A 19,734-nucleotide genomic window follows, 5' to 3' on the forward strand; every position below is an offset into this window, starting at 1 on the left:
CCTGGCCGTAATATAGGGTGCTTGTCTGGATGTACCATGGTTCAGTCGACCTCGCGCAAACGATAGCCGACGCCGGTCTCGGTGATGATGTAGCGCGGCTGGTCCGGCGTCTTCTCGATCTTCTGCCTCAGCTGGCGGACGTAGACCCTGAGGTATTGCACGTCGGTCGAATCGTTCCAGAGCTGCTTCATCAGGAACTGGTGGGTGAGCACCTTGCCGGCATACTGCACGAGGATGCGCAGGATGTCGTATTCCTTGGGTGACAGCTTCACCTCCTTGCCCTCGACCTTGACGATGCGCTTCACCAGGTCGACCGACAGGTCTCCGGTCTGGAATACCGGCTTCTCGCCCTGCTGCTGGAACTTGTGGCGCAGCGCCACACGGATGCGGGCGACCAGCTCGTTCATGCCGAAGGGTTTCGTCACGTAGTCGTCGGCGCCGAGCTCGAGCGCCGAGACGATGCCGGCCTCGTCGGTGCGGCTTGAAAGGATGACAACGGGAATGTCGAGCCCGTCGTTGCGCCATTTGCCGAGCAGCTCGAGGCCGGTCATGCCGGGCAGGCCGAGGTCGAGCAGGATCAGGTCGGGCCGTTGCATCTGCATGAACTCGATCGCGGCCCTGGCGTTCGGCGCCTCGGAGACCGAATAGCCCTGGCTGCCAAGGCCGACGCGAAGCAGCTTGAGGATCGGCGGCTCGTCGTCGACGACCAGGATGCTGACGTTCTGATTGGTCATGCAGCGTCATCCGTTTTGGCGACGGCCAGGTCCGGAATTTCTTCCGGCACCGGCATGCGGATGATGAAGATCGCGCCCGGCCTGTCGGTGCGGTTCGCCGCCGAAATCGTGCCGCCCATGGCCTCGATGAAGCCGCGGCTGATCGACAGGCCAAGCCCCGTTCCGGCACGGACCTGGTCGCGCTTGCGCACGCGGTAGAAGGTATCGAAGATCCGTTCGACGTCGCCCGGCGGGATGCCCGGCCCCTCATCCATGACCTGCAGGATGACGGACCCATTGTCGACCCAGCCTTGCAGGCGGATAATCGAGCCAGGCGGCGCATATTTCGCGGCATTGTCGAGAAGGTTGAACAGCGCCTGCTCGAACAGCACGGGATCGAGCCGCAGCATCGGCAAATCCGGTGGAATATCGGTCTCGATCCTGTGCTCGCCGGTGATCTTGCTGGCACGATTGAGCGCCGATCCGACAATGTCGCCGACGTAGTGGAACGCATAGTTCGGCTCCATCGCGCCGGATTCGATCTTGGTCATGTCGAGCAGGTTGGCGATGAAGCGGTTCAGCCGTTCCGATTCATTCAGCACCGTCGCCAGGAGATCCGCCCGGTCCTTCTCCGGCAGTGCCGGCGCGAACTCCCGCAAGGTGCCTGCCGCGCCCATGATGGCGGCAAGCGGCGTCTTCAGGTCATGGGAGATGGAGGTGAGCAGCGCCGAGCGCAGCCGGTCCGCCTCGGCAGCGAGCTTGGCGCGGTCGACATCGGCGACGAGCTGGATGCGCTCGATGGCGACCGCCGCCTGGTCGGCAAGCGCGTCGAGGAGACGTTGCTGCTCTGGCGTGAGCAGCGGGCCTTGCTTGTCGTTGTCGAGCCCGACGACACCGACAGCCGTGCGGCCCGTCCGCAAGGGCAGGTATAGGCGCTTCGCGCCGGGCAGCGTGTCGGCGCCGCGGCCGGCCGGGCGGTCGTGCTCCCAGGCCCAGCGGGCCGCCGCGATGTCGGCCTCGGCCAGCGTGTCGTCCGGCGGGTAGCCGGCCTTGACGGTGATCGTGCCGTTTTCCGGCAGCAGCAGCACCACGCGCACTTTCAGCATCGAGGCGATCTGGAACGCGGTGGCCCACAGCACGTCGTCGAGCGTGCCGGCGCCGGCGAGCTTCTTCGAGAAGGAATAGATGTCCTCGGTTGCCCGTGCGCGCGAACGGGCGGCGGCCGCCTGGCGCTGCACGCGCGCCGTCAGATTGCTGGCGATGACGGCGACGACGAGGAAGGCGGCAAAGGCGACGATGCTCTCCGGGTCCCTGATCGTCAGCGTGTAGCGCGGCTCGAGGAAGAAAAAGTTGAAAGCAAGGGCACTCACAAAACAGGCGTAAAGCGCCGGCCAGAGCCCGAACGTCACCGCCGATGTCAGCACGGCCAGGAGCAGGACGCTTGCCAGATTGCGAACGTCGAAGAACTGGTCGAGAACGCTGCTGGCAGCCAGCGCGCCCGTGACAAAGACGGTGGTGACAAGGTAGGGCCAGACCTGGAACGGTCTCTGTTCCGCAGCGGCCTTGACCCTCGTCGAGGCGGCATCGGTGTCGCGCTCGGTCCGCGAAATGACATGGACGCTGATGTCGCCGGCATTGCGGATCAGATCATAGGTCAGCGAGCCCTCGATCAGTTCCCGCCAGCGCGAGCGGGTCGGCCTGCCGATGACGATATGGGTGAAGTTGTTTGCCGTCGCGTGGCGCACGATGTCCTGGGCGATGTTCTGGCCCGGAATCGTGCTCACCTCGGCGCCGAGCTGCTCGGCAAGTCGCAGGTTCGCCGCCAGCCGGTCCTTCTCCTCTTCCGACATGCCGGCCAGGCGAGGCGTGTCGACATGAAGCGCCGTCCAGGGAGCGCGGAGCCGATCGGCAAGCCGGCGCGCGTAACGGATGCGGGCGGCTCCGCCGGGACGCTGATCGACGCAGACAAGAACCCGCTCGCCGGCAGCCCACGGCCCCGGAATGGCATGGGACTGCATGTGATTGAGCAACTGCTCGTCGACGCGCTGGGCGGTGCGCCTCAGCGCCAGTTCCCGGAGGGCGGTCAGGTTGCCCGGCGAAAAATAGTTCTCGATCGCACGTTGGGCGGTGTTGGGGAAATAGACCTTGCCTTCATGCAGTCGCTTGATCAGGTCGTCGGGGGTGAGGTCGATGACCTCGATATCGTCGGCCTCGTCGATGATGGAATCGGGGACGGTCTCGCGCACCCGGACGCGCGTGATCTGCGCCACGACATCGTTCAGGCTTTCGACATGCTGGATGTTGAGCGTCGTGTAGACGTCGATGCCTTGCGCCAGGATTTCCTGCACATCGAGATAGCGCTTGGGATGGCGGCTGCCGGGTGCGTTGGTGTGGGCGAGCTCGTCGACCAGAACCAGTTCCGGTCGCCTTTTCAGGATGGCATCGATATCCATCTCGTCGAGGGTGTGCCCCCGGTATTCCACCTGCCGGCGGGGCGTCACCTCGTAGCCGTCGAGCAGCGCCTGGGTTTCCTTGCGGCCGTGCGTTTCGACGACGCCAACCACAACGTCGATGCCGTCGGCGAGGCGGGCGCGGCCCGCCATCAGCATCTCATAGGTCTTGCCGACACCTGGCGCCGCGCCGAGGAATAGGCGCAAACGGCCGCGGCCCTCCCGCTCTGCATGCTCCAGCAGCGCGTCGGGGGATGGTCTGTTCTCGAGGTTGGTCCTGTCGTCCGGCATCAGGTCCAATCATGAATTGCGCCGGGGGTCGTGTCGATCCCCGACGCGGTGCTGATCACTTCAGGTCGTCCAGCGCCAGGTTGAGGGCGAGCACATTGACCACCGGCTCACCCATGAAACCAAGCTCGCGGTCCTCGACATGGCTGTCAACCAGCGCTTTCACCTTGGCTTCATCGATGCCGCGCGACTTGGCAACCCGCGGAACCTGGAAATAGGCGGCCTCGGGGCTGATGTCAGGATCGAGGCCGCTGCCGGACGTCGTGACGAGGTCCATCGGCACCGGCGCGTTCGGGTTCTCAGCCTTCAGCTTCTCGGCGTCGCCCTTGATGCGCTCGATCAGCTTCGCATTGGTCGGCCCGAGATTCGAGCCGCTGGAGGCGGCCGCGTTGTAGCCGTCGCCGGCGGCCGACGGCCTGCCATGGAAGTAACGATCGCTGGCGAAGGCCTGGCCGATCAATTCGGAGCCAATGACCTTGCCATCTTTTTCGATGAGGCTGCCATTGGCCTGTTTGGGAAACAGCGCCTGGGCAATACCGGTCATGCCGATCGGGTAGATGAGGCCGGTGAGAACCGTGAAGAAGACGATCATGACGATCGCGGGTCTGAGTTGCTTGAGCATCGGAGTGATCCTTATGCGAGGCCGAGGGCCGTGACGATCATGTCGATCGCCTTGATGCCGACGAACGGCACGACGATGCCGCCGAGGCCGTAGACGAGCAGGTTGCGGGTGAGCAGCGCGCCGGCGCCGATGGCGCGGTATTTCACGCCCTTCAGCGACAACGGGATCAGCGCGATGATGATCAGCGCGTTGAAAATGATGGCCGACAGGATGGCGCTTTGCGGCGTCGCCAGATGCATGACGTTGAGCGCCTGCAGCGGGCCGGCGGATTGGCCGGGCGCGACATAAAAGACCGCGAACATCGCCGGGATGATGGCGAAATACTTGGCCACGTCGTTGGCGATCGAGAACGTCGTCAGCGAGCCGCGCGTCATCAGCAGCGCCTTGCCGATCTCGACGATCTCGATCAGCTTCGTGGGGTCGCTGTCGAGATCGACCATGTTGCCGGCTTCGCGCGCGGCGACCGTGCCGGTGTTCATGGCGACGCCGACATCGGCCTGAGCGAGCGCCGGCGCATCGTTGGTGCCGTCGCCGCACATGGCGACCAGCTTGCCCTTGGCCTGCTCCTCGCGGATCAGCGACAGCTTGTTCTCGGGCGTTGCCTGGGCGAGGAAGTCGTCGACGCCGGCCTCGGCCGCGATAGCCGCCGCCGTCAACGGATTGTCGCCGGTGATCATCACCGTGCGGATACCCATCTTGCGAAGCTCCGCGAAACGCTCGCGGATGCCGCCCTTGACGATGTCCTTGAGGTGGACGATGCCGAGCAGGCGACCGTCGCGTTCGACCGCAAGCGGTGTGCCGCCGGCCTTTCCGATCTCGTCGGCGATGGCCTGCAGATCGCGGATCGTGTCGCTTGTCGGACGCGCGCCATGGGACGTGGCCGCCGCCTGGCTGACATGAGCCAGCACCGCATCGACCGCGCCCTTGCGCACCGACGAGCCGTCGAGGTCGACGCCGCTCATGCGGGTCTGCGCGGTGAAGGGCACGAAGGTCGCATGCAATGTGGCCATGTCGCGGGCGCGGATGCCGTATTTTTCCTTGGCGAGCACGACGATCGAGCGGCCTTCCGGCGTCTCATCCGCCAGCGAAGCAAGCTGCGCCGCATCCGCCAGCTCCTGTTCGGTGACGCCCTTGACCGGACGGAACTCGGTCGCCTGACGGTTGCCGAGCGTGATGGTGCCGGTCTTGTCCAGGAGCAGCGTGTCGACGTCGCCGGCGGCCTCGACGGCGCGGCCGGACATGGCGAGCACGTTGAAGCGCACCAGGCGGTCCATGCCGGCGATGCCGATGGCCGAGAGCAGCGCGCCGATCGTGGTCGGGATCAGCGTCACGAAGAGAGCGACGAGGATCGTCACCGGGATATAGCCGCCCGAATAGGAGGCGAAGCTCGGGATGGTCGCGGTGGCCAGAACGAAGATCAGCGTCATGCCGACGAGAAGGATGTTGAGCGCGATCTCGTTCGGCGTCTTCTGGCGCTCGGCGCCCTCGACCAGCGAGATCATGCGATCGAGGAAGGTGTGGCCGGAGGCGGCGCTGATGCGCACGCGGATCCAGTCGGACAGCACTTGCGTGCCGCCGGTGACGGCCGACCGGTCGCCGCCGGATTCGCGGATGACGGGCGCGGATTCACCCGTGATCGCGGCTTCGTTGACGGAGGCCACGCCTTCGATCACCTCGCCGTCCGAGGGGATAATGTCGCCGGCTTCGACCAGCACGACATCGCCCACCTTCAGGCTGGTGCCGGGCACGAGCTTGAACTTCGAACGATCCTCGCCGTTGACGAGCAGCTTAGCCTGGGTCTCGGTGCGCGCCTTGCGCAGCGAGTCGGCCTGCGCCTTGCCGCGGCCTTCGGCCACGGCCTCGGCGAAGTTGGCGAACAGCACGGTGAACCACAGCCAGATGATGATCTGCAGGGTGAAGCCGAGATTGCCGCCGCCGGCGATCAGGTCGCGAACGAAAAGCACGGTGGTGAGCAGCGAGACGACCGCGACGACGAACATCACCGGATTACGGACCAGCGTGCGCGGATCGAGCTTGCGGAAGGCGCCGCCGATGGCGGGCACCAGGATGCGGGCATCCAGAATGCTCGCGGATTTGGACTGGCTCATTTCGAGGCTCCAGTATCGGTGATGTTGGACGGCGCCGGGTGCTCGGTCTTCGGAAACAGGCGCGGAAGACCGGTCGCCAGCAGCCACAGCACGAACAGCACGGCTGCCATGCCAAGGAAGGTGGAAAGCGTCGGGAAAGGACGAGGCCTCTCGTCCCTTCCGTCGTCGGGCCTTCCGCCACCGGCCTGGTGACGGTCGTCCCGGCGTATGTGGATGAACCAGGGCATGGTCATCTCAGAAAGTCTGTCCATGGATCATCGCCAGGTGTTCGACGATCGGACCGACGGCGAGCGACGGGAAGAAGGTGAGGCCGCCGACGATGATGATGACGCCGACCAGCAGGCCGACGAACAGCGTGCCGTCCGTCGGGAAGGTGCCGGCCGAAGCGGGCACGGTCTTTTTCGCCGCCAGCGAGCCGGCGATGGCGAGAGCCGGGATGATGACCAGGAAGCGGCCCATCAGCATGCCGATGGCACCCGTAAGGTTGAACCAGGGCGTGTTGCCGGTGAGTCCGGCAAAGGCCGAGCCGTTGTTCGCTGCCGACGAGGTGTAGGCGTAGAGCACCTCGGAGAAGCCGTGCGGGCCGCCATTGGCCATCGAGGCCACGGCGCTCGGCAAGACCACCGCGATGGCGGTGAAGATCAGCATCGCCAGCGGCAGGCACAGAATGGCGAGCATCGCCATCTTTACCTCCTTGGCCTCGATCTTCTTGCCGAGATACTCCGGCGTGCGGCCGACCATCAGGCCGGCGACGAAGACGGCGATGACGACGAACATCAGGATGCCGTAGAAGCCGGCGCCGACACCGCCGACGATGACTTCGCCGAGCTGCATGTTGATGATCGGGATCATGCCGCCGAGCGCGGTGAAAGAGTCATGCATGGCGTTGACGGCGCCGCAGGAGGCAGCGGTGGTGATGACCGCGAACAGCGCCGAGAGCGCGATGCCGAAGCGCGTCTCCTTGCCTTCCATATTGCCGCCGTCGATGCCGAGCGCATGGACCAGCGGGTTGCCGGCGGCCTCGGCCCAGTAGCAGACGATGACGCCGGCGAGGAACAGCACGCCCATCGAGGCAAGGATCGCCCAGCCCTGGCGCTCACTGCCGACCATGCGGCCGAAGACGTTGGTGAGACCGGCGCCGAGCGCGAAGATCGTCAGCATCTGAATGAGGTTGGAGATCGCGTCCGGATTCTCGAAAGGATGCGCGGCGTTGGCGTTGAAGAAGCCGCCGCCATTGGTGCCCAGCATCTTGATAGCGATCTGCGATGCGACCGGGCCGAGCGCGATCGTCTGCTTGGCGCCTTCCAGCGTGGCGGCGTCGACATAAGGCCCGAGCGTCTGCGGGATGCCCAGCCAGACATAGACGAGCGTGAGCACGATGCAGGCCGGCAGGAGCACGTAGAGCGTGCAGCGGGTAAGATCGACCCAGAAATTGCCGATCGACTTGCCGGAAGCGCGGGCAAAGCCGCTGATCAAGGCAACCGCAATGGCGATACCGGTGGCGGCCGAAACGAAGTTCTGCACGGTGAGGCCGGCCATCTGCACGAGATAGGACATCGTGCTCTCGCCGCCGTAATTCTGCCAGTTGGTGTTTGTGACGAAGCTTGCGGCGGTGTTGAAGGCAAGGCCAGGCTCAACCGCGGTCATGCCCGCCGGATTGTAGGGCAGGGTGCCCTGCAGCCGCTGCAGGGCGTAAAGAACGAGGAAGCCGGCGAGATTGAAGAGCAGCATGCCCGTCGTGTAGACGGCCCAGTGCTGTTCTTCCCTGTCGCTCGTTCCGGCGAGGCGATAGAGGCCACGCTCGATCGGGACGAGCACCGGCGAAAGCAAGGTCCGGTCGCCGTTGAAGACCCGGAACATATAGCCGCCGAGGGGCTTCACAAGCAAAACCAGGATCCCACAGTAGAGAAGGATCTGTATCCAGCCGTATATTGTCATGACATGGCTTCCCGTGGGTCTGTACGATCAAAAGCGCTCAGGGCGGATGAGCGCATAGGTGAGATAGGCGAGCAGGAACAAAGTCACCGCACCGCCGAGGATGAAATCGAGGATCATGGTTCTGTCCTTCCGCTCAGATTCCGTCGCAGGCTTTGACGTAGGCTAAGGACAGGGCGAAGAATAAAATCCCGATCCCGAGAACAATTAGGTCCATTTCAGGCATTCCTTGCTTTCGACTTGTGTTCGCAGCCCGTGCGGGCGGGCTCAGAACTGCACGCGACGGCGCGTCACCTTGGCGGTGACGGCGATCAAAGCGTTCTTTTGAAAGGAAATATGGACCCGATCGCCATAAAGGTTCGAGACGAGGCGGGAAGGAAAGATATAGGAATTTTATAGTGGTTTTGGCGGGTCGCCCTTTGGTTTGACAGTGCGGCAAAATCGACCTGTAACTATCCTACTTTTCCGCCAGCGGCGACTGAGCGCGGGTGCGATCCCGCCTAAATGCATTGCAGTTAACTATTTGATTTAATAGGATTTTATCCGCAATTGCCATGCGTGTTAGTTTCTTACATACTCATCTTGTTTGATTGCCTGTGGCCTGCGGGCGGATAATCGCAAATATGGTGGTCCCAGAAACGGGCAGGAAGGGCTGAGCAATGACCGAAGCTGACAGCCAGGCGCTGCGTATTCCGAGCGAGGAAGGCGACAGGCACGATCATGTCAGACGCTTCCCGGACATTATTTCGCAGGTGAAGGACAGTTACGCGGATTTGCGTCCGGCCGAACGCCGCGTCGCCGATGTCGTGCTCGACGACGTCAAATATGCGGTCGGCGCGTCGAATGCCGCGCTTGCGCAGCGCGCGCAGGTCAGCGAGCCGACGGTCACCCGTTTCTGCCGCGCCATCGGCTGCGAGGGCGTGCGCGATTTCAAGCTGAAGCTGGCGCAGAGCCTCGTCGTCGGCGCGCTCTATCTCAGCACCAGGCCGCAACCCGTGAACAGCGACAGCGGCATGCCATTCTGGAACGCCGTGTTCGGCGAGGCGCGGCGCGCGCTGCAGGAGGCGGAGCGGCAGATCGATCCGGGGCAATTGCAGAAGGCGGCGGAGCTGATCGCCAAGGCGCGGCAGGTGACGGTGTTCGGCCTCGGCGGCAGTTCGTCGGCCCTGGCGCAGGAGACGCAATACCGCCTGTTCCGCTATGGCATCACGATCAGCGCGCAATGCGATCCGTACCTGATGCGCATGACGGCTTCGACGCTGAAGCCGGGCGACCTGGTGATCGCGATCTCGGCCACCGGCCGCACCCGAGAAGTGATCGAGGCGGTGGAGCTGGCCAAGCATTACCGCGCCGATGCGATCTGCGTGACGGCGCCGGACACCGAGCTGTCGCGCGTTTGCGACGTGCGGCTGACGATGGCGGTTCCCGAATATCCCGACACGCTGAAGCCGACCGCTTCGCGCTACGCCTTCCTCGCGGCCATCGACCTTCTGGCGGTGGCGTCCGCCTACAAGCTCGACGGCCCGGCGCGCGAGACGGTGCGCCGCATCAAGTACAACGCCCAGATCCATCGGACCGGGAAGGAGATGGAGCCATTGGGAGATTAGCGGCCATCCCTTCTCCCACAAGGGGAGAAGGAGAAGGCGCCGCCGCCGGCTTCGCCGAGGAATTCGAACTGCAAAAGGGAACGAAGAAGAATGCTCGACATCGCACCATCGCAGCAGGCGGGCACATGGCTCGGCTCCTTCGGCCGGGCGCTCGAGGCCGGCGACATCGAGGCGGCGACCAACCTTTTCGTGGACGACGGCTACTGGCGCGATCTGCTGACCTTCACATGGAATATCAAGACCATGGAGGGCCAGGCGGCGATCCGCGAGATGCTGAAGGCGATGCTGTCATCGGCGAAACCGTCTCACTGGCGCCTGTCGGGCGAGGCGAGCTCGGACGAAGGCACGATCGAGGCCTGGTTCACATTCGAGACGGCCGTGGCGCGGGGCGAGGGCATCCTGCGGCTCAAGGACGGCCGCTGCCGGACGCTGTTCACCGCGATGAGCGAGCTTAAAGGTTTCGAGGAGCAGAAAGGTCCGGACCGGCCGCTCGGCATCCGCCACAAGGCCGATCCCGGGCGCGAGACCTGGGCGGAGAAAAGGGCACGTGAGGCGCGCGACCTCGGCGTGCACGAGCAGCCCTATTGCCTGGTGATCGGCGGCGGCCAGGGAGGCATCATGCTCGGCGCCCGGCTGCGGCAGCTCGGCGTTCCCGCGCTTATCATCGAGAAGAACGCGCGCGCCGGCGATTCCTGGCGCAACCGCTATCGCTCGCTCGTGCTGCACGATCCGGTCTGGTATGACCATCTGCCTTACATTCCGTTCCCGGAGAACTGGCCGGTCTTCACGCCCAAGGACAAGATGGGCGACTGGCTGGAAATGTATGCCCGCGTCATGGAGCTGAACTACTGGGTCGCCACCAGATGCATCAGCGCCGCCTATGACGAGGTTGAAAAGGTCTGGACGGTGGTGGTCGACCGTGTCGGCCAGCGCATCACGCTGAAGCCGAAGCACATCGTCTTCGCCACCGGCGCCTATGGGCCGCCGCGGCAGATCGAATTGCCCGGCGCCGGCAGCTTCAAGGGCGAGCTCCTGCATTCCAGCCAGTATTCGACCGGCGAGAAGTTCCGCGGCAAACGCGTCGCGGTGATCGGCGCGGCAAGCTCGGGCCACGACGTCAGCGTCGATCTCTGGGAGGCCGGCGCCAAGGTCACGATGGTCCAGCGTTCGCCGACGACGGTGGTGAAGTCCGACACGCTGATGGAGGTCGGCTTTGAGATCTTTTCCGAAAAGGCGCTGGCGCGCGGCATCACCACTGACAAGGCGGACATGATCGTCGCCTCGACGCCGTTCGCGCTGGTGCCGAAAGGCCAGCGGGCGCTCTATAACGTCATCCGCGAGCGCGACGCGGATTTCTACGAGCGGCTCGGCGACAGCGGCTTCGCCATCGACTTCGGCGAGGACGAGACCGGGCTTTTGATGAAGGCCTATCGCACTGGTTCGGGCTTTTACATCGATGTCGGCGCCTGCGAGCTGATCCTGAACGGCGAGATCGCGGTGAAGAGCGGCGTCGGCATCAAATCGCTGACGCCGAACGGCATCCTGTTCGAGGACGGCAGCGAGCTTGCGGTCGATGCGATCGTCTGCTGCACCGGCTTTCAGTCGATGAACGAGACGGTTGCGGGGATCGTCTCGCGCGAGGTCGCCGACAAGGTCGGGCCATGCTGGGGCCTCGGCTCCGGCGTCAAGGGCGATCCCGGCCCGTGGCAGGGCGAATTGCGCAACATGTGGAAGCCTACGGCGCAGGAAGCGCTGTGGTTCCACGGCGGCAACCTCGCGCTGTCGCGCTTCTACTCGAAATTCGTGGCGCTGCAGCTCAAGGCGCGCATGGAAGGGATCGCCACGCCGGTTTACGGCGAGCCGAGCAATTCGCGGCGGTGACGTTGCGATCTCCCCCCTTGAGGGGTAGATGCCCGGCAGGGCAGAGGGGGTCGGTCCGACTGGGCTCGCCATCCTGCAACAGATAAGGGTTGGCGCTTCACGCGCGGCGACCCCCTCTGTCGCCTTCGGCGACATCTCCCCCTCGAGGGGGGGAGATTCACCCCCGCCCAAAATGCCTGGCCGCAACCTCGACATGCATGTGTTGCGCATGCGCCTCGAAGCGTTCGGTCTCATCGTGGTTGGACGCCTCGTTCGGCCACCATTTGCCGCCGATGACGATGCCGTTGGAGACCAGTCGCCGATCCGCGACCAGTGAGGCGCCGACCGCGTCGACGAAGGTGAAGCGGCCGGGCAGCAACCTAAGTACCGCGATATCGCCGATGCCGCCGACTTTCAGCACGCCGAGCTCTGCCTTGGCGACCGCCTCGGCCGGACGCACAGTCGCCGCGCGCAGCACCTCGACCAGCGGCATGCCGAGCGCCATGAGCTTCGACATGCAGACAAGAATGTCGAAGGCGGGGCCATCGACGCAGTAGAGGTGCACGTCGCTCGAGATGACGTCCGGCGCCAGGCCTTCGGCGAGCATGGCCTTGGCGACTTCGAAGTCGAAGGAGCCCATGCCGTGGCCGATGTCGAAGATGACGCCGCGCTCGCGCGCCAAGCGCATGTCCGGCCGCACCGCGCCGGAAGCGAAGACCGGCGCGTTGGGAAACGGGCGGAAGCAGTGGGTGAGGATGTCGCCCCGGCGCAGCCTGGGCAGCACTTCCGAGCGGCCTGGCGGCGGCTCGTCGATATGCGCCATCAGCGGCAGGCCGACCTTGTCGGCGGCTTCGAGCGCGAGGTCGACCGGTGCGATGCCGCTGGTGCCGCTGGCGTGGCGGCCCGAGCGGACCTTGACGCCGACGACGACGTCGGCGTGCTCGCGCACCGCCGCCACGGTGTCGCGTGGCTCGCAGAGCCTGAGGTCACTGCATTCGCCGACGGACACGGTCTTGGCGAAGCCGAATATGCCGGCGAAGGAGATGTTGACATAAGCCAGGATGCGGACCTTCGAGCGCTCGATGACATGGCGGCGAAAGCCCAGGAAATTGCCGGCGCCGGCACTGCCGGCGTCGATGAAGGTGGTGGTGCCGCTCTTGGCCGCAAGCCTGTCGGCGTCGACGCCGAGCGAAGTTCCGCCCCAATAGACATGGCTGTGCAGGTCGACGAGGCCAGGGGTGACGATGCAGTCCCTCGCGTCGACGACCTCACGGGCGGTCCCGGCATCGATGGCGGCGTCGATCGCGGCGACGCGGCCATCGGCGATGGCAACGTCGCGCGGCGCATCGAGGTTAGACGCCGGGTCGATCACTCGGCCGCCCTTGATCAGCAGATCGAACTGCATCGACGCCTCCGTTGCTGTTTCGTTGCGATTAGACCGGCCTATAGGCGACCGCTTCGATCTCGATCTTGATGTCGATCATCAGGCGGGATTCGACGGTGGTGCGTGCCGGCGGGTCCTTCGGGAAATGTTTTGCGTAGACCGTGTTGAAGGTGCCGAAGTCGCGGGCATCCTCCAGCCAGACGGTGGTCTTCACCACATCGTCCATGGTGCAGCCGGCAAGCGCCAGCGCAGCCTTGACGTTCTGCAGCACCTGCTCGGCGTGCTCTGCAATCCCGCCCTTGACCACCAGCCCGTCGCTGCCCACCGGTACCTGGCCGGAGATATAGACGAAATCGCCGGCCCGCACGGCGGGCGAGAGCGGGACATGCGATTTTCCAAAGCACTGCTTGGGCAAGTGAGCCTCCTTTATCGACTGGATGGGGTTCTTATAGCCGTCTACGCCTGTCGGCGTGATCCTCATAGGGCCGATGTCGGAAAGCAACATTTTTTCAAAATCCATGTTGCTTTATTACAGAAGCCTGAGCATCTTGCGCGTCAAAGCCGATCGGCAACTCGTAGCCGCCAGCGGTATGCATGAGAGAGGGGGATCCGATGACCTTCGACAAGAATCCGTTTCCGGAAGGCGATGCCGACCGCCACGCGCTTTGGGAAATGCTGGTGCGGCGCGACATCGATGCCTTCCTCGGCCAGGACTGGTCGATGGTCGAGGACGACTTCGTCGCCGAGAGCTTCTTCGGCATGCATGCGCATTTCCTTGCTAATGCCGATGCCTGGCGCCTGCAGTTCCCGAGGCTGGACGTCTATCGCGACGAATGGCTGCGGCAGGCCAAGGAAACTGCGGCGACGAAATTCGCCGAGCCGCTGCGCGAGGCGCTGTTCCGTGTGACCAACATGCGCGACATCGACGTCGACGGCGACCGCGCGGTGCTGCACAAGAAATTCGATGGTTCCGTGGCCAAGGCGGACGGTGGCGTCGACAGGCTCAAATGGCAGACGCTCTACTTCTGCCGCAAGGTCGGCGGTCGCTGGAAGATCGCCGGCTTCGTCGGCTATCTGCCGCATCCGCTGGGGAGCTAATGCATGTCGCCCAAAAGTGCGCAGCGGTTTTGGGAGAACGACATGCATCAAAACAAAGACTTAAAGCGCGTCGCCTGAATTCATTTCAGCGCGACGCGCTTTAGACGGGGAGCCAAAGGCCAGCAGGCAATCGCCTCCGGAGGGCATCCTAAGCCAGGCGCGGCAACCGTTCGTCCGGCGAGCGGTGGTCGAACACGACCCCCATGGTCTTACCAACCGCGGCCATGACGATCAGTTCGACCAGATGGTCGTCGCTGTCCTCGCAGGTGGGGTCACCTTGGCGGATGACGTCGAGCATCGCCCGGGTCGAGATGGTGTCGCCGGCGCGAAATTTCGAAAGTGCGGACAAAACAAGATCTTGCACCGTCGGGTCCATGACGGGCACCTCCGCAGCGACGTTCATTGGCCTCCTCCTGCCATGAACCCTCCCTGAAAGGATGATACGCCAATGGTTGGATTGCGCCAGCGAAATGGTGGTCCGACCAGTGCGGCTGGCGACAAGCTACCGCCATTGTTCCTTTAAAGCGCGTCGCGCTGAAACGGATTCAGGCGACGCGCTTCAAGTCTTTGTATTTACGCATGTCGCTTTCCCAAAACCGCCGCGCACTTTTCGGGCGACATGCCTTAGGTGTGGAACACCGGGCTGGCGGCCACGCCGCGCGCTCGACGCATCGCGCTCGGGTTGCTAAGTCCCTCTCGCGCAGGGAGACCAGTCGAGTCGAGATATGACGGTTGCGATCGAGATGGGGCAGACGACGGCGGGCGCGCCGGCGACCCTCGACCTTGAGGAATTGCTGGCGACCCGCCTGCTGGTGCAGGGCAATTCGGGCTCGGGCAAGTCGCATCTTCTGCGCCGGCTGCTGGAGCAGAGCGCGCCCTGGGTGCAGCAGACCATCATCGACCCGGAAGGCGACTTCGTCTCGCTCGGCGAGCGCTACGGCCATCTGGTGATCGATGCGGAGGACCATACCGAGCGCGGCCTGCAGGCGGCCGGCGAGCGGGCGCGCATCCACCGCGTCTCGACGGTGCTCAACCTCGAAGGGCTCGATGCCGAGAACCAGATGCGGCGCGCCGCCGCCTTCCTCGGCGGCCTGTTCGAAGTCGCGCGCGACCATTGGTACCCTATGCTGGTGGTGGTGGACGAGGCGCAACTCTTCGCGCCGGCCGCCGCCGGCGAGGTTTCCGACGAGGCGCGCAAGCTTTCGCTTGGCGCCATGACCAATTTGATGTGCCGCGGCCGCAAGCGCGGACTTGCCGGCATCATCGCCACACAGCGGCTGGCGAAGCTCGCCAAAAACGTCGCCGCCGAGGCCTCCAACTTCCTCATGGGCCGGACTTTCCTCGACATCGACATGGCGCGCGCCGCCGACCTGCTCGGCATGGAGCGGCGGCAGGCGGAGGCTTTTCGCGACCTTGAGCGCGGGCATTTCATGGCGCTCGGACCGGCATTGTCGCGCCGTCCGCTGAGCGTACGGATCGGTTCGACCGAAACGAGCCCACGCAACGGCACGCCGCGGCTGATGCCGCTGCCGGAAGCGATGCTGGAGGATGCGCGCTCGATCATCCTGGCCGCGCCGCCGCCGGAGACTGTGCGGCCACAGCGCCGGCCTTCGCCGGACCTGCTCGACCAATTGATGGCGGCCAAGGCGGCTCCGCTGGACATCCGTCCAGAACCGGCCGAACCGCAGCCGAGCGCCGAGGATCTCGCCGAGCGGCGCGAGCGGATGGACCGCATCCTGCGCGCCATCCTGGCCGAACCCGACGCGGGGTTCCGCGTCATCGGCGTGCTCTACCAGGAGTTCGTGGTCCGCTGCCGGATCGAGGGGCTCGCCTCGGTCGTGCCCGACCTTTCGGAATTCCGCCGCATGCTGACGCGCGCCCGCGCCGGCGTCGGCTCGGACATGGCCGAGGACGATGCGTGGCGGGACGTTTCGGTGCGCGCTTCGCTTCTGCCCGAGGACATGCAGGGCGTGTTCATGATGATCGCGAGGGCGGCAAAGGAAGGCTGGCCCTGCCCGAGCGACGCGGCGATCGCCCGCGCCTATGGTTCCCACTCCTTGCGTCGTGCGCGGCGGCTGCTCGACTACATCGAGGAGCAAGGCCTCATCGTCTGCCAGGTCGACGGTGCGGGCCGTCGCACGGTGACGCTGGTCGAGCTCGCCTGGGCAACAGCGCCGGGCGATCCGAATGCTGGAGAGCAGGACAGTTCAGCCGCGTGACGAACCGAGGTTGAATCGATCTAGGCTTCGATAGACTGGCGCCCTCGGCATGGCATTCATGTCTGCAACTCGATGATGCGGGCGTCGCGAAGCGGCGTGCGATGGGTGGAGACGACGACGATCCGGTCATCGAGGTGGGCGAGCAGCCGCTCAAGAATGCGCTCACCCTGCGCGTCGTCGAGATGCTCCGTCGGCTCGTCGAGCAGCACGAGCGGCCGTGACGACAGCCAGGCGCGCGCGAGGTTGATGCGCTGCACCTCGCCCAGCGAGAACCTGTCCTGCCTGATCCAGGCATCAAGCCCGCCGGCCTCGCGGATGCGGCCGTCCATCTCGACAGCTTCGAGCGCGCGCCAGAGCGCGGCATCCGCAGCGTCGGCGGCAAAGAGGTTGGCGCGGACGGTGTCTTCCAGGATGACCGCGTCGTGCAGGACGAGCGCTGAAAGCGCCCGCCGCTCGCTTGCGGACAGGATGCGGTCGTCCGCGGCAAAACCATCCTCGCCGATCCAGCCTGCGATCTGCTTGAGCAGGCTGGTCTTGCCCGAACCGCTTGCCCCGACAAGCATCGTCGGCCGCCCCCTTTCGAAGAGCAGAGCGACCAGCGTTCCAATCGCCCGTCCGTCGGGCGCGCGGCGCTGCAACCCGCCGTGGAGCAGCAGGCGCGGCTCGAGCGGCCGCAGCGTGGACACACGCCTGCCATCCGAAGCGTCTCTCGTCCACCGATCGATCTCGGCCCGTGCCGCGTTGCGGCGCATCACGGCGACCAGCATGCGCGACGCGCCGTTCACGGCTTCGCCCAGCGCCAGCCAGGAGAAGGCAAGCAGCATGGGCATCAGCAGCTCCGAGCCTTGCCGCCCTGCATGCCAGGCCGCAGCCATGACGCTGATGCCTGCGACCGGGCCGAAGGTCGCGCCGATCATGTCCAGCCGGGCCTGAAGCCGACGGAGCGCAAGCAATTCGCCGTCGGCGCTGGAGAGCGCGGCGAGGGCGGCAGCGCACTCGCGGTTCCACGCGCACTCAGCCTTGAGCGGAACGGCTGACGCCATGGTCGCTCCAAGCCGGCTTGCGCCCCCGCGGCGCAGCGACCTGGCGCGGTCCCATCCCATGGCGCCAGCCTTGGCCATCCGATTCCCTGCGAACAGGATGGCGACCAGCAAGAGGATGATCGGCAAGAGAGACAGCGGCGCGAGCATCGCCGACCCGGCAATCAGGGCGGCGAGGCCGCATGCGAGCGTCAGCGCCGGCAGTCCGGCGCGCAGCCGGGCGTAGTCCAGGTCCTCGACGTCGTCGAGATAGTCGGCAAGACGGGCGTCATCGCCGAGCTGCCATCCTGCCCGGCGCACGGCGGGCGCCGACGCCATCGCGGCGAAGAGCTCGACGCGATGCGCAACCTGGTCCGCAAGCGCCGCCCGGTGACCCGTCAGACGCTCGCCGTAGCGGGCGGCGGTGCGGCCGATAGCGAACAGCCTGATGAAGGCCGCCGGCATGTGAAAGTTGAAGGTCAAGGCTGCGGCCGAGAGGCCGGCGATCGCCACCGAGCCCAGCAGCCATGCGGAAACACCGCCCAGCAATATGGCGCAGGCCAGCGCCGCAAACGCGAAGCCGGTCGCCAGTCGCCACGACGTCCGGCTTGAGGATTGGGAGGATTGGAATGAGATGTTCATGCCGCCACCTCGACGGCGTCGTTTTGGGTGAGATCGACCGTAATATCCGCGACGGCGGCCAAATCGCGGTCATGGGTGGCCAAGACGACCAGTCGCGACCGTGAAATCGCAAGCAGCGTTCTGCGCACGGCTTCGGCCGTCTCACGGTCGAGCTTCGCCGTCGGCTCGTCGGCCAGCGCGGCGCGTCCGGCGAGTGTTGCGCGGGCGACTGCGATGCGAAGCCGCTGGCCTCCCGAAAGGTTGGCCCCGCCCTTGTCGAGCCTGGCATCGAGGCCGCCCGGCAAGAGCGCGTCGTCGAGCAGCCCGATCACGCAGGCGGCGTCTTCCAGCCGGTCCCGGGTCACGGCGCCGGCATTCCAGGCGATGGCCTCACCGAGCGTTCCTTCGGGCACGTAGCTGTCGGTCGAAACCCAGGCGATCTCGGCGCCGGCGAGGGGTTGGGTGCCCTGCATTCCGCCATGTTCCAGGCCGGCGAGACGGCGCAGCAATGTCGACTTGCCCGATCCGCTTGGGCCGACAATGGCGACAAGGCCTTTTGCAGGCAGCGTCAGGTGCAGGCGCTCGAGCGCCGGCAAGGTCTTCGCCGCGACCGGTTCGGCGCCGAGCAGGCGGTCGAGCGCCGCGGCCGCCGCCAGCCCTTCCGCTTTGGCGTGGTACTGCTCGGAAAAGCGCCTGAACGGCGCGAAAAATTCCGGCGCGATCATCAGGATGAACAGGCTCTGCCAGAGCTCGAGATTGGAAAAGCCCGGGATTGTCGCGAGCTTCAGATGTCCGAGACCGAGGAAGACGGCCAGTACGGCGATCGACAGCGAGGCGAAGAAATCGATGATACCGGCATTCACGAAGGCGATACGCAGCAGGCCGATCGTCTTGCCGGCATAGGTCTCGAGACGCCGGGCAAGCTTCGCCGCTTCCCCTGCCGTTGCGTGGTTCGCCAGGATCGTGGGCAACGTGCGGATACGGTCGGCGAACTGGTCGGCCAGCCGTCCGAAGGCGTGTTCCTGCGCGTCGGCGCGCCGGCGGATGGCCTTGCCCACCAGCGCGAAGAACAGGATCATGACCGGCGTCAGGCCGGCGACCAGCAGCGCCGCCTGCCAGGAGACGAAGCCAAGCGTTGCCGCCGCCAGCAGCGGGCCTGCCGCCATCATGGCCGTGGCGGCACGGTGGCCCACGACAAGCGCCGCCACCTGCTCCGGATGACGCTGAATGGAGACGATGACGCTGCCGACCGGGAGCGATTGCAGAAGCCTCGCCGGCATTTCGTTCAGCCGCTCGCCCGCCAGCTCGCGCAGGCCGGTCGATACAGCGTTTTCCGCGGAAGCCTGCACCCTATCGGCGGCAAGGCCGGCGACGCAGGAGGCCGCCAAAAGCACAATCGCCGCTGTAGCGAGCCACGGATCTATCGACTCGCCCATCACGAGCCGCCCCGCGAGCATCGCCGCCGTCGCGGCGAAGCCGAGCCGCAGTGCGGTGCGAGCAATCTGCCAGATGAGCAGGTCGCGCAATCCGGGTTTTGCCAACCGCTCAGCGGCAGTCAGCGCCTGGAAGCCGGGCGATGCGGCGGGATCGGGACCTTGAGCCGGGGCAGACAGCTTTTTCATGCCCCACTTGTTGGCACGCGTCGCTACGGAACGGGTTGATCCACGTCAACTCACGACGATCGTCACGGCGTTATGAAACATATCCAAAAGGATACTTGCCATGCCCGACGTTCTGCTCGTTGACTTGTCCCGGCCGCAATTCGCGTTGCGGAGCAAGCCGCGCACCGTTCGCGAAGAGCCCGTCGAAG

General features: G+C 65.4%; 16 protein-coding genes. 4 read left to right on the forward strand and 12 right to left on the reverse strand.

The window, feature by feature from the left end:
• Positions 1 to 41: 41 nt before the first annotated feature.
• Genes EJ070_RS14470 through EJ070_RS14500 form a run of 7 tightly spaced genes read right to left on the reverse strand, consistent with a single transcriptional unit; the run spans position 42 to position 8,236 of the window.
• Entirely contained in the window at positions 42 to 734 is a 693-nt protein-coding gene (locus EJ070_RS14470) for a response regulator transcription factor (protein ID WP_126091973.1), read from the reverse strand.
• Positions 731 to 3,454: a sensor histidine kinase KdpD gene (locus EJ070_RS14475; protein WP_126091974.1), complete on the reverse strand. Its 2,724-nt coding sequence runs from the start codon at positions 3,452 to 3,454 to the stop codon at positions 731 to 733. The genes EJ070_RS14470 and EJ070_RS14475 overlap by 4 nt, the downstream gene beginning before the upstream one ends.
• A gap of 55 nt (positions 3,455 to 3,509) precedes the next feature.
• Positions 3,510 to 4,073, reverse strand: coding sequence for a potassium-transporting ATPase subunit KdpC (gene kdpC, locus EJ070_RS14480; protein ID WP_126091975.1), 564 nt, complete (start codon positions 4,071 to 4,073; stop codon positions 3,510 to 3,512).
• Positions 4,074 to 4,084: 11 nt separating this feature from the next.
• Positions 4,085 to 6,181 carry a potassium-transporting ATPase subunit KdpB gene (kdpB, locus tag EJ070_RS14485; RefSeq protein WP_126091976.1) on the reverse strand — a complete coding sequence of 699 codons (2,097 nt, stop codon included), beginning with the start codon at positions 6,179 to 6,181 and terminating at the stop codon, positions 4,085 to 4,087.
• Positions 6,178 to 6,432: a hypothetical protein gene (locus tag EJ070_RS14490; protein WP_245464878.1), complete on the reverse strand. Its 255-nt coding sequence runs from the start codon at positions 6,430 to 6,432 to the stop codon at positions 6,178 to 6,180. The genes kdpB and EJ070_RS14490 overlap by 4 nt, the downstream gene beginning before the upstream one ends.
• Positions 6,416 to 8,119: a potassium-transporting ATPase subunit KdpA gene (gene kdpA / locus EJ070_RS14495; protein WP_126091977.1), complete on the reverse strand. Its 1,704-nt coding sequence runs from the start codon at positions 8,117 to 8,119 to the stop codon at positions 6,416 to 6,418. Before kdpA ends, EJ070_RS14490 begins: the two co-directional genes overlap by 17 nt.
• A 27-nt stretch (positions 8,120 to 8,146) precedes the next feature.
• Positions 8,147 to 8,236 (reverse strand): K(+)-transporting ATPase subunit F, encoded by a 90-nt coding sequence (locus EJ070_RS14500; RefSeq protein WP_126091978.1) that lies wholly within the window; start codon positions 8,234 to 8,236, stop codon positions 8,147 to 8,149.
• A gap of 539 nt (positions 8,237 to 8,775) precedes the next feature.
• Here EJ070_RS14500 and EJ070_RS14505 point away from each other — a divergent pair.
• Together EJ070_RS14505 and EJ070_RS14510 are read left to right on the forward strand one after the other, a co-directional pair.
• On the forward strand, positions 8,776 to 9,723 hold the full coding sequence (locus EJ070_RS14505) for a MurR/RpiR family transcriptional regulator (protein ID WP_126091979.1): 948 nt from the start codon (positions 8,776 to 8,778) through the stop codon (positions 9,721 to 9,723).
• A 90-nt stretch (positions 9,724 to 9,813) separates the two neighbouring features.
• Positions 9,814 to 11,604 carry an NAD(P)/FAD-dependent oxidoreductase gene (locus EJ070_RS14510; protein ID WP_126091980.1) on the forward strand — a complete coding sequence of 597 codons (1,791 nt, stop codon included), beginning with the start codon at positions 9,814 to 9,816 and terminating at the stop codon, positions 11,602 to 11,604.
• 157 nt (positions 11,605 to 11,761) lie between these two features.
• Here EJ070_RS14510 and EJ070_RS14515 read toward each other — a convergent pair whose 3' ends face one another.
• Positions 11,762 to 12,988 carry an amidohydrolase/deacetylase family metallohydrolase gene (locus tag EJ070_RS14515; protein WP_126091981.1) on the reverse strand — a complete coding sequence of 409 codons (1,227 nt, stop codon included), beginning with the start codon at positions 12,986 to 12,988 and terminating at the stop codon, positions 11,762 to 11,764.
• A 28-nt stretch (positions 12,989 to 13,016) separates the two neighbouring features.
• Positions 13,017 to 13,382, reverse strand: coding sequence for a RidA family protein (locus tag EJ070_RS14520; RefSeq protein WP_126095752.1), 366 nt, complete (start codon positions 13,380 to 13,382; stop codon positions 13,017 to 13,019).
• A 197-nt stretch (positions 13,383 to 13,579) separates the two neighbouring features.
• Between EJ070_RS14520 and EJ070_RS14525 the strand changes: the two genes are divergently transcribed.
• Positions 13,580 to 14,065 (forward strand): hypothetical protein, encoded by a 486-nt coding sequence (locus EJ070_RS14525; RefSeq protein WP_126091982.1) that lies wholly within the window; start codon positions 13,580 to 13,582, stop codon positions 14,063 to 14,065.
• A 148-nt stretch (positions 14,066 to 14,213) separates the two neighbouring features.
• Here EJ070_RS14525 and EJ070_RS14530 read toward each other — a convergent pair whose 3' ends face one another.
• Positions 14,214 to 14,468: a hypothetical protein gene (locus EJ070_RS14530; protein ID WP_126091983.1), complete on the reverse strand. Its 255-nt coding sequence runs from the start codon at positions 14,466 to 14,468 to the stop codon at positions 14,214 to 14,216.
• Positions 14,469 to 14,790: 322 nt separating this feature from the next.
• Here EJ070_RS14530 and EJ070_RS14535 point away from each other — a divergent pair, with 322 nt between their 5' ends.
• Positions 14,791 to 16,284 carry an ATP-binding protein gene (locus EJ070_RS14535; protein WP_126091984.1) on the forward strand — a complete coding sequence of 498 codons (1,494 nt, stop codon included), beginning with the start codon at positions 14,791 to 14,793 and terminating at the stop codon, positions 16,282 to 16,284.
• Positions 16,285 to 16,340: 56 nt separating this feature from the next.
• Here the strand turns inward: EJ070_RS14535 and EJ070_RS14540 are convergent, their stop codons facing one another.
• Positions 16,341 to 17,945 (reverse strand): ATP-binding cassette domain-containing protein, encoded by a 1,605-nt coding sequence (locus EJ070_RS14540; protein ID WP_126091985.1) that lies wholly within the window; start codon positions 17,943 to 17,945, stop codon positions 16,341 to 16,343.
• Positions 17,942 to 19,546 (reverse strand): ATP-binding cassette domain-containing protein, encoded by a 1,605-nt coding sequence (locus EJ070_RS14545; RefSeq protein WP_126091986.1) that lies wholly within the window; start codon positions 19,544 to 19,546, stop codon positions 17,942 to 17,944. The genes EJ070_RS14540 and EJ070_RS14545 overlap by 4 nt, the downstream gene beginning before the upstream one ends.
• Positions 19,547 to 19,734 lie beyond the last annotated feature (188 nt).

This window comes from Mesorhizobium sp. M1E.F.Ca.ET.045.02.1.1, assembly GCF_003952485.1.
Taxonomy (GTDB): domain Bacteria; phylum Pseudomonadota; class Alphaproteobacteria; order Rhizobiales; family Rhizobiaceae; genus Mesorhizobium.

Bases quoted from the DNA above. Each gene is read 5' to 3' on its own strand.
- EJ070_RS14470 (WP_126091973.1), bottom strand. From the start codon at position 734: ATGACCAATCAGAACGTCAGCATCCTGGTCGTCGACGACGAGCCGCCG.
- EJ070_RS14545 (WP_126091986.1), bottom strand. From the start codon at position 19,546: ATGAAAAAGCTGTCTGCCCCGGCTCAAGGTCCCGATCCCGCCGCATCG.
- EJ070_RS14510 (WP_126091980.1), top strand. From the start codon at position 9,814: ATGCTCGACATCGCACCATCGCAGCAGGCGGGCACATGGCTCGGCTCC.
- EJ070_RS14515 (WP_126091981.1), bottom strand. From the start codon at position 12,988: ATGCAGTTCGATCTGCTGATCAAGGGCGGCCGAGTGATCGACCCGGCG.
- EJ070_RS14530 (WP_126091983.1), bottom strand. From the start codon at position 14,468: ATGAACGTCGCTGCGGAGGTGCCCGTCATGGACCCGACGGTGCAAGAT.
- EJ070_RS14525 (WP_126091982.1), top strand. From the start codon at position 13,580: ATGACCTTCGACAAGAATCCGTTTCCGGAAGGCGATGCCGACCGCCAC.
- EJ070_RS14535 (WP_126091984.1), top strand. From the start codon at position 14,791: ATGACGGTTGCGATCGAGATGGGGCAGACGACGGCGGGCGCGCCGGCG.
- EJ070_RS14505 (WP_126091979.1), top strand. From the start codon at position 8,776: ATGACCGAAGCTGACAGCCAGGCGCTGCGTATTCCGAGCGAGGAAGGC.
- kdpC (WP_126091975.1), bottom strand. From the start codon at position 4,073: ATGCTCAAGCAACTCAGACCCGCGATCGTCATGATCGTCTTCTTCACG.
- EJ070_RS14500 (WP_126091978.1), bottom strand. From the start codon at position 8,236: ATGATCCTCGATTTCATCCTCGGCGGTGCGGTGACTTTGTTCCTGCTC.
- EJ070_RS14475 (WP_126091974.1), bottom strand. From the start codon at position 3,454: ATGCCGGACGACAGGACCAACCTCGAGAACAGACCATCCCCCGACGCG.
- kdpB (WP_126091976.1), bottom strand. From the start codon at position 6,181: ATGAGCCAGTCCAAATCCGCGAGCATTCTGGATGCCCGCATCCTGGTG.
- EJ070_RS14490 (WP_245464878.1), bottom strand. From the start codon at position 6,432: ATGGACAGACTTTCTGAGATGACCATGCCCTGGTTCATCCACATACGC.
- EJ070_RS14540 (WP_126091985.1), bottom strand. From the start codon at position 17,945: ATGAACATCTCATTCCAATCCTCCCAATCCTCAAGCCGGACGTCGTGG.
- kdpA (WP_126091977.1), bottom strand. From the start codon at position 8,119: ATGACAATATACGGCTGGATACAGATCCTTCTCTACTGTGGGATCCTG.